This is a genomic window from Chryseobacterium sp. CT-SW4 (genome assembly GCF_048572715.1).
Taxonomy (GTDB): Bacteria; Bacteroidota; Bacteroidia; order Flavobacteriales; family Weeksellaceae; genus Chryseobacterium.
In genome coordinates this window covers 390600-404206 of the sequence record NZ_CP183840.1, presented here as the reverse complement: position 1 = coordinate 404206, position 13607 = coordinate 390600, and the positions used below count along the sequence as shown (strand labels likewise).

General features: G+C 39.8%; 10 protein-coding genes. All 10 read left to right on the top strand.

What is annotated here, in order from left to right; genetic code table 11:
• Positions 1-14 precede the first annotated feature (14 nt).
• The 10 genes from ABJ974_RS01780 to ABJ974_RS01735 all read left to right on the top strand — a co-directional run bounded on the left by ABJ974_RS01780 (position 15) and on the right by ABJ974_RS01735 (position 13560).
• On the top strand, positions 15-1196 hold the full coding sequence (locus ABJ974_RS01780) for a glycoside hydrolase family 130 protein (protein ID WP_419869681.1): 1182 nt from the start codon (positions 15-17) through the stop codon (positions 1194-1196).
• Positions 1197-1266: 70 nt separating this feature from the next.
• Complete coding sequence (locus ABJ974_RS01775; protein ID WP_419869680.1) at positions 1267-2454, top strand: AGE family epimerase/isomerase; 1188 nt, start codon at positions 1267-1269, stop codon at positions 2452-2454.
• A 10-nt stretch (positions 2455-2464) separates the two neighbouring features.
• Positions 2465-3703: a glycoside hydrolase family 27 protein gene (locus ABJ974_RS01770; protein WP_419869679.1), complete on the top strand. Its 1239-nt coding sequence runs from the start codon at positions 2465-2467 to the stop codon at positions 3701-3703.
• Between the two features lie 32 nt (positions 3704-3735).
• Positions 3736-4872, top strand: a complete 1137-nt coding sequence (locus tag ABJ974_RS01765) for a glycoside hydrolase family 26 protein (protein WP_419869678.1) — start codon at positions 3736-3738, stop codon at positions 4870-4872.
• 63 nt (positions 4873-4935) lie between these two features.
• A complete protein-coding gene (locus tag ABJ974_RS01760; protein WP_419869677.1) occupies positions 4936-6927 on the top strand; it encodes a cellulase family glycosylhydrolase in 1992 nt (663 codons plus the stop codon).
• Positions 6924-8300 (top strand): sialate O-acetylesterase, encoded by a 1377-nt coding sequence (locus tag ABJ974_RS01755; RefSeq protein ID WP_419869676.1) that lies wholly within the window; start codon positions 6924-6926, stop codon positions 8298-8300. Before ABJ974_RS01760 ends, ABJ974_RS01755 begins: the two co-directional genes overlap by 4 nt.
• A 51-nt stretch (positions 8301-8351) precedes the next feature.
• Positions 8352-10628, top strand: a complete 2277-nt coding sequence (gene bglX, locus ABJ974_RS01750; protein ID WP_419869675.1) for a beta-glucosidase BglX — start codon at positions 8352-8354, stop codon at positions 10626-10628.
• 130 nt (positions 10629-10758) lie between these two features.
• Positions 10759-12003, top strand: a complete 1245-nt coding sequence (gene rocD, locus ABJ974_RS01745) for an ornithine--oxo-acid transaminase (RefSeq protein ID WP_419869674.1) — start codon at positions 10759-10761, stop codon at positions 12001-12003.
• A gap of 7 nt (positions 12004-12010) precedes the next feature.
• Positions 12011-12799 (top strand): glycosyltransferase family 2 protein, encoded by a 789-nt coding sequence (locus ABJ974_RS01740; protein WP_419869673.1) that lies wholly within the window; start codon positions 12011-12013, stop codon positions 12797-12799.
• On the top strand, positions 12796-13560 hold the full coding sequence (locus tag ABJ974_RS01735) for a polysaccharide deacetylase family protein (protein ID WP_419869672.1): 765 nt from the start codon (positions 12796-12798) through the stop codon (positions 13558-13560). Before ABJ974_RS01740 ends, ABJ974_RS01735 begins: the two co-directional genes overlap by 4 nt.
• The last annotated feature ends 47 nt before the right edge of the window (positions 13561-13607 follow it).

Here is a 13607-nt window from a genome sequence, read left to right as displayed (position 1 = left end):
ATAATTAAAACAAGATGAGCGAATTATTCAATACCCGCTTTAATGCTGTAAAAGAAGAGTTTGAGAATTTAATTTCAAAAGTAAATTCTCCCGTAGAGGAAGCAGGAAACGGCATTTTCACACGATATAAAAACCCCGTTATCACAGCAGCCCATACTCCACTGGAATGGCGGTATGACATGAGCGATAAAAGGAACCCTTTCTTTATGGAAAGATTCGGAATTAATGCCGGATTTAATGCCGGCGCCATGAAATGGAATAATAAATATGTGATGGCAGTCCGCGTAGAAGGCAATGACAGAAAATCGTTCTTTGCTATTGCGGAATCTCCTAACGGGGTTGACCATTTTACATTTTGGGAAAAGCCTGTGATAATTCCTCAGATCGAAGGAAATCCGGACACAAACGTATATGATATGAGACTCATTCAACATGAAGACGGATATATCTACGGTATTTTCTGCACGGAAAGAAAAGACCCGAATGCACCTAAGGGAGACACTTCTATGGCTATTGCCAACGCCGGAATTGTACGAACTAAAGATTTAGTTAGCTGGGAAAGACTCCCGGATCTTATTTCCAATACCGGACAACAACGTAATGTAGTACTGCATCCGGAGTTTGTAGACGGTAAATACGTCCTTTATACAAGACCTCAGGATGGATTCATTGATGTAGGAAGCGGTGGCGGAATCGGACTGGGATATGTTACTGACATGACTAACCCTGTCGTTGAAGACGAGCATATCATTTACGGAAAGGTCTATCACACAGTATATGAACTGAAAAACGGACTGGGCCCTGCCCCCATAAAAACAGATAAAGGATGGCTCCATCTCGCTCATGGAGTAAGGAATACCGCCGCAGGACTCCGCTATGTAATGTATATGTTCATGACGGATTTGAATGATCTCGGAAAGGTTATTCATAAACCTGCCGGTTACTTTATGGCACCCGAAGGGATAGAGCGCGTGGGAGACGTCTCCAATGTATTGTTCTCCAACGGATGGATCGCGGATGAAGACGGAAAAGTCTTTATTTATTACGCCTCTTCCGATACAAGAATGCATGTGGCTGTTTCTTCTGTCAACCAGCTGGTGGATTATTGCATGAATACCCCTGAAGATAAATTAACATCCTATGAATCTGTACAAACGATCATAGATATTGTAGACAACAACAATTCTTTAAAATAATTTTATATAGTTTTATCTGGTGTTGCCGGTAGTATTTCAATATTGGCAACACCTTTAAATTCTCATTCCTATGCTTCCAACTGCCCTGTTACAAGAAATTGAAAAAGAACTTCATCATATACTCGATTATTGGGAAACAAACACGATCGATGAAAAGAACGGAGGTTTCATAGGCGAAATCGACTATCGGGAAAATAAAAATTATAATGCAGAAAAAGGATCCGTAATGTATGCCAGGATTCTCTGGACTTTTTCCGCCGCTTATGCTTTTACCCAAAATCCCGGACATCTAAAGACAGCGGAAAGAGCTTTTAATGAAATTAAAAATCAATTTTATAATTCTAAGCAAAAAGGACTTTACTGGAGCATCCATCCGGACGGAAGCCCAAAAGATACTAAAAACCAAATCTACGCATTGGCCTTTGCGATCTACGGACTAAGTGAGTTTTACAAAGTTTCGAAAAATAAGGAAGCCTTAGATTTAGCCATTATACTTTATCACAGCATTCAGAATCATTCTTATGACCAGGAAAGGCAGGGATATTTTGAAGCTTACACCCGGGACTGGGAAGAAATTTCAGATATGCGCCTGAGTGATAAAGATGCCAATGAAAAAAAGACCATGAATACGCACCTTCATATTGTAGAAGCTTTTGCCAATCTTTATCTCGTATGGGATAACGAAGACCTCAAACAGGATATCATCAATATTCTTACTACCATAGACCAGCATTTTATTGATAAAGAGACATGGCATTTGAAGTTGTTCTTTGATGAAAACTGGAAAGAAAAAGAAGATGTGATCTCTTATGGACACGATATAGAAGCAGCCTGGCTATTACAATGGTGCGCTGAAGTATCTCAGGATAAAAAACTTATTGACCTATACAGGAAGTACGCGGTTAAAATGGCTGACTCAACCCTTGAAGGACTGGATTCCGATGGCGGATTATGGTACGAGTTTGATCCTGAAAAAAATCAGCTGATCACTGAAAAACACTGGTGGCCACAGGCAGAATTCTGGATAGGATTTGTGAATGCCTACGAGCTCACCAACGATGAAAAATATCTGGACTATTTCAAAAAGAACTTTGAATTTACCCAACAGCATATCATCGACCACAACAAAGGAGAATGGTTCTGGGGAATTAACCGGGACAATCAAATTATCCCGAAAGATAAGGCCGGCTTCTGGAAATGCCCCTATCATAACGGCAGGGCATGTCTTGAAGTTTTAAAAAGATTACACCACTCTTAAATTATTTACCATGAAAAAATTAATTTCCGCTATATTACTCTCCATGAGTTTCACAGCCTTTTCTCAAGGCAACAATTATGCACAGGACTATACCAAATACCAGAGATTGGCCATGACACCTCCAATGGGATGGAATTCGTGGAATAAATTTGCATGCAATGTAGACGAAAATCTCATCAAAGAAATGGCAGATGCTATGGTTTCTTCGGGAATGAAAGATGCCGGCTATACTTATATTAACATTGATGACTGCTGGCATGGAGACCGTGATGAAAAAGGATTTATTCACCCTGATCCTAAACGTTTTCCCTCCGGAATGAAAGCACTTGCCGACTACATTCATTCCAAAGGACTGAAAATAGGGATCTACTCAGATGCCGGTTCCATGACCTGCGGGGGAAGACCAGGAAGCCGCGGCTACGAATTTCAGGATGCATTGACCTATGCACAATGGGAAATCGACTACGTAAAATATGACTGGTGCAACACAGAAGGCTTAAAAGCTGAAGGCGCCTATAAAACATTTACAGCAGCCCTGAAAAAAGCCGGTCGCCCTATCGTACTCAGCATTTGTGAGTGGGGAGGCAACCAGCCATGGGAATGGGGCAAGAATGTAGGACATCTCTGGAGAACGACAGGAGATATTTATAATTGCTTTGACTGTATTAAAGATCATGGAACCTGGAAAGCATTCGGGACGATGCAAATCCTCGACAAGCAGGAAGGATTAAGAAAGTATGCAGGCCCCGGGCATTGGAATGATCCCGATATGCTTGAAGTGGGAAACGGAGCTTTAACGCCCAATGAAGACAGAGCGCATTTCTCTATGTGGGCCATGCTGGCAGCGCCTCTCATTGCCGGAAACGACCTGAAAACCATGAATGAGGAAACCAAAAAAGTTTTAACCAATAAAGAAGTAATCGCCATTAATCAGGATAAACTGGGCGTTCAGGCGCTTAAATATAAAGATGAAGGTGAATTTGAAATCTTCTTCAAACCGCTGGAAAATGGCGACTGGGCAGTAGCATTTTTAAACCGGGATAAAGCTTCGAAAGATTTCACTTTTGACTGGAAAGCCAATAGCTTCACCGATGAAGAGGTATCTAAAAAAGTATTTGATACCCAAAAGCAAAATTACAAACTCATCGATCTGTGGACAGGAAAAAATATAGGAACCACCTCAAAAGTTTTAACGGCTAAAGTACCTTCCAGAGACATCCTTATGTTAAGATTGGTCAAAACAAAATAGTTTCTCTATATTCAGACAGAAAACCGATAGCAATGAATTTTTCTTTTTATAAAACCCTTTTAACCGTTGTTTCACTCTCCCTTTCCTGGATGGCCCAGGCACAGTACAAACTGTCGGACGACAAAGCAACAGCAGCAACCGTTAAGCTCTACGAAAATCTTGCAAAAGCTCAGAAAAAAGGATATTTCATCGGGCATCAGGATGATCTTGCCTACGGCGTTTACTGGAAATACCAGGAAGGAAGAAGCGATGTAAAAGATATAGTAAAGGATTATCCCGCAGTATACGGATGGGAACTCGGTGACCTGGAACTTGGAAAACCGGCAAACCTGGACGGAGTTCCTTTTGATAAAATGAAACAATACATCCGGGAAGGATATGAACGAGGGGGAATTATCACCATAAGCTGGCATGCTAACAATCCTATTACCGGAAAGAATGCCTGGGATGCGTCCAACACCTCTATAAAAAATATTTTACCCGGCGGTGAACATCACAGTGTTTTTGTAGGATATCTGGATAAAATAGCCGCTTTTCTTTCCGATCTGAAAGGAAACAACGGAGAAGAAATCCCGGTGATCTGGAGACCTTTCCATGAACATACCGGAGGCTGGTTCTGGTGGGGAGCAAAATCCGCTTCCGATGAAGAATACAAAGAATTATTCAGGTTTTCAGCTGATTACCTTAGAATTCAAAAAGGACTTCACAATCTCATTATGAGCTACAACACCAGCACTGAATTTTCTACACCGGAAGAATTTTTAGCAAGATATCCCGGAGATCAATACGCAGATATGTTATCTTTTGATGCTTACCAAAGAGGAAATGCGGACCAGGGAGAAAAGTTTGCCCGACAGCTGGACGTACTGCTCACTGCAATGAATAAAGCAGCAGACCAACATTCAAAAATTCCGGCTATTGGTGAAATCGGATACAATCAGATCCCGGATCACCGATGGTTCTCCCATATTCTATTACCCATACTCGATAAGCATACATTTTCTTATGTTTTATTCTGGAGAAATGCCGGTTTTAAACCCGGGAATAATGAAGTGGAATATTATCTTCCTTTCAAAGGGCACCCTTCTGAGAAAGATTTCATTAAATTTTATCAGAATAAAAAAACATTATTTGAAAAAGAAGCATCAAAATTAAAATTATATAAATAATATAATAACTTAGTTATACTTTTAGTATTTTCAATTTTATTTCATTTATTTAAAAGATTTATAATGAAAATTTCAAAATTCATATTCGTTTTCTTTATCTGCTGGCTATCCGCCATCAAGGCTCAGACCGCCGTAAAGGACATGGGAAATCTTCAGGTAGCCGGAACCCAGCTTTCGGATCAGAAAGGCCGGCCCGTTCGTCTGGTAGGAACCAGCTTCGGATGGAGCAACTGGCATTCGAGGTTTTATACGGCCGGAGCGGTGCAATGGCTAAAGAAAGACTGGAATGTAAATGTAGTAAGAGCCGCGATGGGAGTAGAGCCCGCCGGAGCCTATCTTGAAGAACCTCAACATAATCTTAAAAGCATAGAAACCGTGGTAGATGCTGCTATCAAAGAAGGCATCTATGTGATCATCGACTGGCACAGCCACAATATCCGGACTCAGGAAGCTAAAGATTTTTTTGATAAAATCTCCCGGAAATACGGAAAATCACCCAATGTCATTTATGAGATTTTCAATGAGCCTGAAAAACAGTCCTGGGAAGAAGTAAAGAAATACGCTGAAGAAATCATCCGTGTTATCCGCAAAAATGACCCAGACAATATTATTCTGGTCGGCAATCCGGAATGGGACCAAAGGATTGATCTTGTTCAGAAAAATCCTATAAAAGGTTTTAAAAATATCATGTATACCATGCATTTTTATGCCGCCACCCATAAAAGTGAACTGAGAGAAAGAGTGGATGCTGCACTTCAGGCAGGAATTCCTGTTTTCATATCAGAGTCCGCAGGAATGGAAGCTACCGGTGACGGCAAGATCGATGATGAAGAATGGTTCCGCTATTTTGAGTGGATGAATAAAAGAAAGCTGAGCTGGATCACATGGTCCGTTTCGGATAAAAAAGAAACATGCTCCATGCTCCTGAAAACAGCTTCTTCCGATGGAAATTGGAAAACCTCAGACCTGAACGAATCCGGAATTAAAACCCGTGAATATCTCCGTCAGTTCGATCAGCGGGGAAATTATCTCGAGAAATATATATGGAACGGAAGAGTATTACAGTCATCTTTCGACAAAGGAAAGCTCATAGGTCCGGGATCTTCGGTAGAATTCCAGTTCAAAGGAAATTCCGTTAGCTTTAGTCTTAAAAACATTCCTTATCAGGGCTATTATAACTATGTATCCGTTGAGCTGGACGGAAAATACCTCGGACGCTTTAAAGTAGACCATAATCAGTTCAAAAAATTCACCTACGAAGCAACTGATCTGTCAAAAACCATTCATACCCTGAAATTATATAAAGCTACCGAAGCAGCGATGGGTGAAGTGGAATTTGACGGCAGCGGAATCAATGCTGTTATTGCAAAGCCCTCTTCAAAAAAGAAAATAGAATTTATAGGAGACTCCATTACCTGTGGCTTTGGAAATGATGAATCGGGACTTCCATGTGGCCAGGGACAATGGTTTGACCAGCACAATGCTTATTTTGCGTATGGACCCGTTCTATCCCGGATGATGGGAACAGATTTTCTTCTGAGCTCCGTGTCAGGATACGGAATGTACAGAAACTGGAATTCGGAAAGACAGGAAGAAAGCATCCTTCCGGATGTGTATGATCACCTGTATCTAAGAACTTCCCAACCGGAAAAATTCGGAAATGACTATCAGCCGGACCTGGTCAGCATCTGCCTGGGAACTAATGATCTTTCGGATGGTGATGGCAAAAAAACACGGCTGCCTTTCGATAAAGCCCAATTCATTGAAAATTATGTGGCTTTCATTCAGAATATTTATAAAAAATATCCGGAAACACGAATCGTCCTGCTCAACAGCCCGATGGTTTCAGGACCGAAGAATATGGTATTTATGGAATGTCTTCAGTCCATAAAAGACCGGTTTAAAAATGACAAGAAACATCTTCCCATTGAAGTTTTCGAATTCAAAGAGATGAAGCCCACCGGCTGCGGCCATCATCCAAGCATCAAAGATGACCAGAAAATGGCTGATGAATTATATCCTTTCTTTAAAAAACTACTTAACATTCAACTATGAAGATCTACACTCTATTAAGCATTCTTATGTCATCTCTGATATGGGCTAACCTACATCTACCGGCGATCTTTACCGATAATATGGTCTTACAGCGCAATTCCGAAGTAGTAATCTGGGGAAATGCAACGCCTAGAGAAGAAATCACCCTTAAAGCAGATTTTCTGGACAAAGAATATAAAGTCATTACAGGCAATGACGCTACCTTCAGGATTATAATTCCTACCGGTAAAGAAGGTGGTCCCTACACCATAAGCCTAAAAGGATATAACGAAGTCTCTTTAAAAAATGTAATGCTGGGTGAAGTATGGCTGGTATCCGGACAATCCAATATGGAAATGAGTGCAGCATGGGGCATTAAAGACGGAGAAGCTGAAATTGCGAAAGCCCATCATCCGAATATCCGTTTTTTTTCAGTTCCAAAACTCTCCGCAGCCTTTCCGCAGAATAACCTTTTCGGAGCATGGCAGAACTGCACCCCGGAAACTATGAAAAACTTCAGTGCCATCGGATATTTCTTTGCCGAAAAACTTCAGCAGGAATTGAAAGGTGTTCCCGTAGGAATTATATGTTCTGCCTGGGGAGGAACTCCGGCTGAGCTCTGGACACCCGGATACGTCTTCAAGGAAAATCCTTCGCTGTTTGAAAATTATAAAAAACTTTCTCCTTCCGAATATTATCCGTCCCAGCTTTCGGGAGCATATTACGCCATGATCTCCCCTATCAATTCATACAAAATAAAAGGAGCTTTCTGGTACCAGGGAGAAACAAATACAGGGAACCCGGATGGATATTCCACCCTGTTATCCTCCATGATCTCCGCCTGGAGAAGTGAGAGAGGATATGAATTTCCGTTCTACATCATTCAAATCGCACCTTATGCCGAACAGGGAGACTCTAACGTGAAGATTAAAAATGAACAGAGAATAGCCTCGGAAACCGTCCCTAATTCCGGGCTGGTTATTACATCGGATCTGGACGTAGTCAATGATATCCATCCCAAAAATAAAAAACCGGTAGGCATCAGAATGGCCAATTTAATTTTAAAAAATGTCTACCACATCAATAACGGGCTGGTGGAAAGTCCTCAGTTCACGTCTGTGGATTTTAAAGGAAATAAAGCTACCCTGCATTTTAAATATGCGGAAGGACTTCATTTTAAGAATAAAGAATCCCAATTATTTGAAATTGCCGGCAGTGACGGAAAATTCTCAAAAGCAAAGGCCACTATTAAAGGAAAAGATATTATCGTGGAATCTAAAGCAGTTCCTGCACCCGCCTATGTGAGGTATGCCTGGAGCAATACCGCTATTCCCGATCTTTTTAATCAGTCAGAACTTCCGGCTTCAAGTTTCACTACGGAAACTGAGCAATAAAATCTCACAGCCTTCAAAAAGATAAGAATATAATTTTAAAGTAAGTTAATAATGAATTTCAAACGTATACTATTTATATCAGCGATGAATATGTTAACAGTAACCCAGGTGAATGCTCAACAAAAGCTCAATCCGGAAATAGAAAAGAAAATTGATGTCCTCATGTCCAAAATGACAATAGACGAAAAAGTCGGACAAATGAATCAGTACAATGGATTCTGGGACGTTACCGGACCTACTCCCGTAGGAGGAAGTGCTGAGCAGAAATATGAAAATATAAAAAAGGGACTGGTAGGTTCCATGCTTACCGTACGCGGGGTGAAGGAAGTAAGGGCAGTACAGAAAATAGCAGTGGAACAAACGCGCCTGGGCATTCCTTTAATTATAGGCTTCGATGTGATCCATGGATATAAAACCCTGAGTCCCATTCCTTTGGCCGAAGCGGCAAGCTGGGATTTAAAAGCGATTGAAAAATCCGCAGAAGTAGCGGCTTCTGAGGCGGCTGCTTCCGGTATCAACTGGACATTCGGGCCCATGATGGACATCTCCAGGGATGCAAGATGGGGACGCCTGATGGAAGGAGCTGGTGAAGACCCGTTTTTAGGAGGAAAGATTGCAGCAGCAAGAGTAAAAGGCTTTCAGGGAGATAATTCTTTCAGTTCACCGTTAAGAATTGCAGCCACCGCCAAACATTTTGCCGCCTATGGCTTTATTGAAGGTGGTCTGGAATACAATTCCGCAGAAATAGGAACCAACACTTTATACAACCAGGTACTCCCTCCTTTTAAAGAAGCTGTAGATGCGGGCATACGGAGTGTCATGAATTCCTTTAACACCATCAATGGAGTTCCTGCAACTGCGGATAAACATATACTGAGAGATATTTTAAAACAAAAGTGGGCATTCTCAGGATTTGTAATTTCCGACTGGGCTTCCATCCGTGAAATGATCCCCTGGGGTTATTCAAAAGATGAAAACGCTGCGGCAAAAGCTGCTGTGGAAGCCGGAACAGATATGGATATGGAAAGCGGAATCTATGTTCCTTATCTTGCCGAACTCGTAAAGCAGGGAAAGGTCAATGAATCTTATATCGATGAGGCATGCCGCCGGATTTTAAGAGTGAAATTTGAACTCGGCTTATTTGATGACCCGTATCGTTTCCTGGATGAAAAAAGGGAAAAAGAAGTCATAGGAAGCAAAGCCAATCATGAGGCCGTTCTCGATATGGCTAAAAAATCCATTGTTCTTTTAAAAAATGAAAAAAATCTCCTTCCATTAAAAAAATCCGGACAGAAGATTTTATTATTAGGTTCTTTGGCGGAAAGCAAAAACTCACCGTTGGGAAGCTGGAGAATCGCATCCGATAATAACACAGCAGTTTCCGTCCTGGAAGGAATGAAGCAATATAAAGAAAGTGATTTACAATACGTAAAGGGTATTAACACCACTACTGAGGAACCTACCTTTTTAACGGAAGTACAATACAATACCACAGACAGATCAGGGTTTGAAGAAGCTAAGAAAGCGGCTAAAAATGCAGATGTTATCGTAATGGTTTTGGGTGAGCATGGTTTCGGTTCAGGAGAAGCCAGAAGCAGAACAGACCTTAACTTACCTGGTTTACAGGAAGAATTTATGAAAGAGATTTATAAAATCAATCCTAATATTGTTTTGGTTTTAAATAACGGCAGACCTTTAACGATTAACTGGGCGGACGAAAACATTCCGGCTATTGTAGAAGCGTGGCAATTGGGAATCCAGGCTGGTAATGCGGTGGCACAAGTGCTTTACGGAGATTATAATCCAAGCGGAAAACTACCGATGACATTCCCGCGAAATGTAGGACAGGTTCCTATTTACTATAATCATATGAATACGGGAAGACCTTTTGACAAGGACAACAATGTATTCTGGACCCATTATTCGGATTCGGAAAAAACGCCGCTTTATCCTTTTGGATATGGATTGAGCTATACCACATTTGAATATTCCCAGCCTGTAATCAATAAAAACCAATTCCAGAAAGGAGAAAAACCTGTGGTAAGCGTTACTATTAAAAATACGGGTAAATATGCAGGAAAGGAGGTCGCTCAACTTTACATTCACGATGAATTTGCTTCGGTGGCAAGACCTGTTAAAGAACTGAAAGGATTTGAGCTGGTAGAGCTGAAGCCGGGAGAATCAAAAGCCATTCAATTCAGCTTAACGGATAAAGAATTAGGTTTTTATGACAATTCAGGTAATTTTATTGTAGAGTCAGGAACCTTTAAAGCAATGATTGGAGGAAATTCGGCTGAAGTAAAACAGGTTTCGTTTGAAATAAAATAATATGTTTCAATAATTTGTTATTTAAATAACACTTATTAAAAAATACCTCAGAAACTAAATGATTTTCTGAGGTATTTTCATTTTTAGACCTTATCGTGTGAAATTATTAACTTTGCAAAAAACAAAATATATGTCAACAGCAGAAACAACAAAAAATTCACAATATTATATTGATCTTGAAGACAAGCATGGCGCTCACAACTATCATCCGCTTCCTGTAGTGCTGGATCGTGGAGAAGGTGTTTTTGTCTGGGATGTGGAAGGAAAAAGATATTATGATTTTCTTTCGGCATACTCTGCTGTTAACCAGGGACACTCTCACCCTAAAATTGTCGGTGCACTGACGGAGCAGGCTCAGAAATTAGCCCTGACTTCCAGAGCATTCTACAATTCCAAACTGGGAGAATATGAACAAAAGATCACTTCCCTTTTCGGTTTTGATAAAGTTTTACCGATGAACTCCGGGGCTGAGGCGGTAGAAACGGCAGTGAAGCTGGCCAGGAAATGGAGCTATGAAGTAAAAGGCATCCATGAAAATGCAGCTAAAATCATTGTTTGTGAAAATAACTTCCACGGAAGAACGACTACTATTGTTTCTTTTTCCAATGATCCGGATGCAAACAATAATTATGGTCCTTTCACCCCTGGATTTATTAAAATCCCTTACAACGATCTTAATGCACTGGAAGAAGTGCTGGAAAAAGAAGCTCAGAACATTGCTGCATTTTTGGTAGAACCTATTCAGGGTGAAGCCGGTGTATATGTTCCGGATGAAGGATATTTAAAAAAGTCTTCTGAACTATGTAAAAAGCATAATGTACTATTCATTGCCGATGAGGTACAAACCGGAATTGCAAGAACAGGAAAGCTTATTGCGTGCCATCATGAAAATGTGCAGCCCGATATTCTTATCCTAGGAAAAGCTTTATCCGGAGGTATGTATCCTGTTTCCGCCGTACTGGCTGACAACAGCATCATGAATGTTATTAAGCCCGGACAGCACGGTTCTACATTTGGAGGAAACCCTCTTGCCTGTGCCGTAGCCATGGCAGCTTTAGATGTTGTATCCGAAGAAAAATTATCCGACAGGGCAGAAGAATTAGGTAACCTTTTCAGAGCCGGAATAGAAAAAATCATAGAAAAGACCAGCCTTATTACCAAAGTAAGAGGTAAAGGTTTATTGAATGCTATTTTAATCAATGATACTCCAGAAAGCTCCACGGCATGGAATCTTTGTTTAAAACTGAAAGAAAACGGATTACTGGCGAAACCTACTCATGGAAATATCATCAGATTGGCACCGCCGTTAGTAATTACCGAAGAGCAATTATCAGATTGTATACAAATAATAGAAAAAACGATTTTGGAATTTTAAAACACAAATGACACTTTCCCTCGCCGTCATAACTTACAATGAAGAAGAAAATATTGTAAGACTATTGGACGCACTCAAAAACACAGTTGATGAAATTATAATTGTTGACAGCTTTTCTACGGACCGAACCAAAGAAATATGTGCTCAGCAATACCCACAAGTTAAATTTTTTGAAAAGAAATTTAAGGGTTACGGTGAACAAAAAAATTATGCATTAAGCCTCTGCACCCAGGATTGGGTTCTCTTTTTAGATGCCGATGAGGTGCCTGATATGGAATTACTAAATTCCATAGATAAGGTCGTTTCCTCGGAAAACCCTCAGTTTAAAGTATATAAAGCCCTGTTTAACAACCATCTCGGCATTCATCTTATAAAACATGGAGGATGGGGTGATGTATACCGTGAGAGATTATTTAAACGGGATATTGCACATTATTCTGACGATAAAGTGCATGAATATCTTATTACAGAGGAAAAGACAGGTATTTTAAATGGTAAACTCGACCATTATACTTATAAGAGCATTCACCATCATATCGTGAAGGTTAACAAATACTCCGATATGATGGCGGAAAAGATGTTTGATAAAGGCAAAAAAATCAACCGCTTTAAAATCATTGCGGGACCTGTATTTGAATTTGTAAAAGTTTTCTTTTTTAAAAGAGGGTTTCTCGACGGATTTCCCGGATTTTATATTGCAAAAACAATGGCTTATTATACCTTTCTTAAATATATAAAACTGTACGAAAAAGTAAGGCTCATCGAAATAGAAAAAAAATACGGCAAAATATTATGATCTTCTACTCTATTTCTATTGTACTGATCATTTTTATTACCGTCTATTTTCGTCTGTATCTTTTTTTATTTCCGGCAAACAGGCTTACTATTCTGATGTATCATCAGGTAGAAGAATTCAGCAATGATGATCTCACAGTAAGCCTTCACAACCTGGAAAAGCAATTTGAATATTTAAGCAGGAGAAAATACCATTCTAAATTTTTCAGTGAAGTAAATAATTCACAGCCGAAAAGCATTATCATTACATTTGATGACGGTTATAAAAATAACCATGATTATCTTCCTGCCTTGCTGAAAAAGTATAATCTGAAAGCCACTATCTTTATTCCTACCCGATTTATTCAGGAAGGTTATAAAGATTATGAAATGATGAGCTTTGAGGACATCGGCAGTCTGGACAAAAACTTTTTTGAGATTGCTCTTCATAGTCATTCTCATGAGAATTTTAAAAATCTTACTCCTGATTTTATAGAGAAAGACGTACAGGCCAATATGGACATTTTAAAAAGTCATGATATAGAATTTTCTAAGGTATTGGCCTATCCCTATGGAAAATACCCCAAAAGAAAAGATGAAAAAGAAAAAGTTTTCTCAAAACTCAGGGATAACGGAATACTATTTGCGGTGAGGATCGGAAATAAAATAAATTACTTTCCGACCCAAAATATGTACGAGTTGCAAAGGATAGACATAAAAGGGAATGATACCCTGTTAAAATTCAAATTAAAACTTATCTTTGGAAAATTAAAATTATTTTAAAAATATATTTTAATAGCTTTAATCCTCCAAATCTATGAACAGTTGTG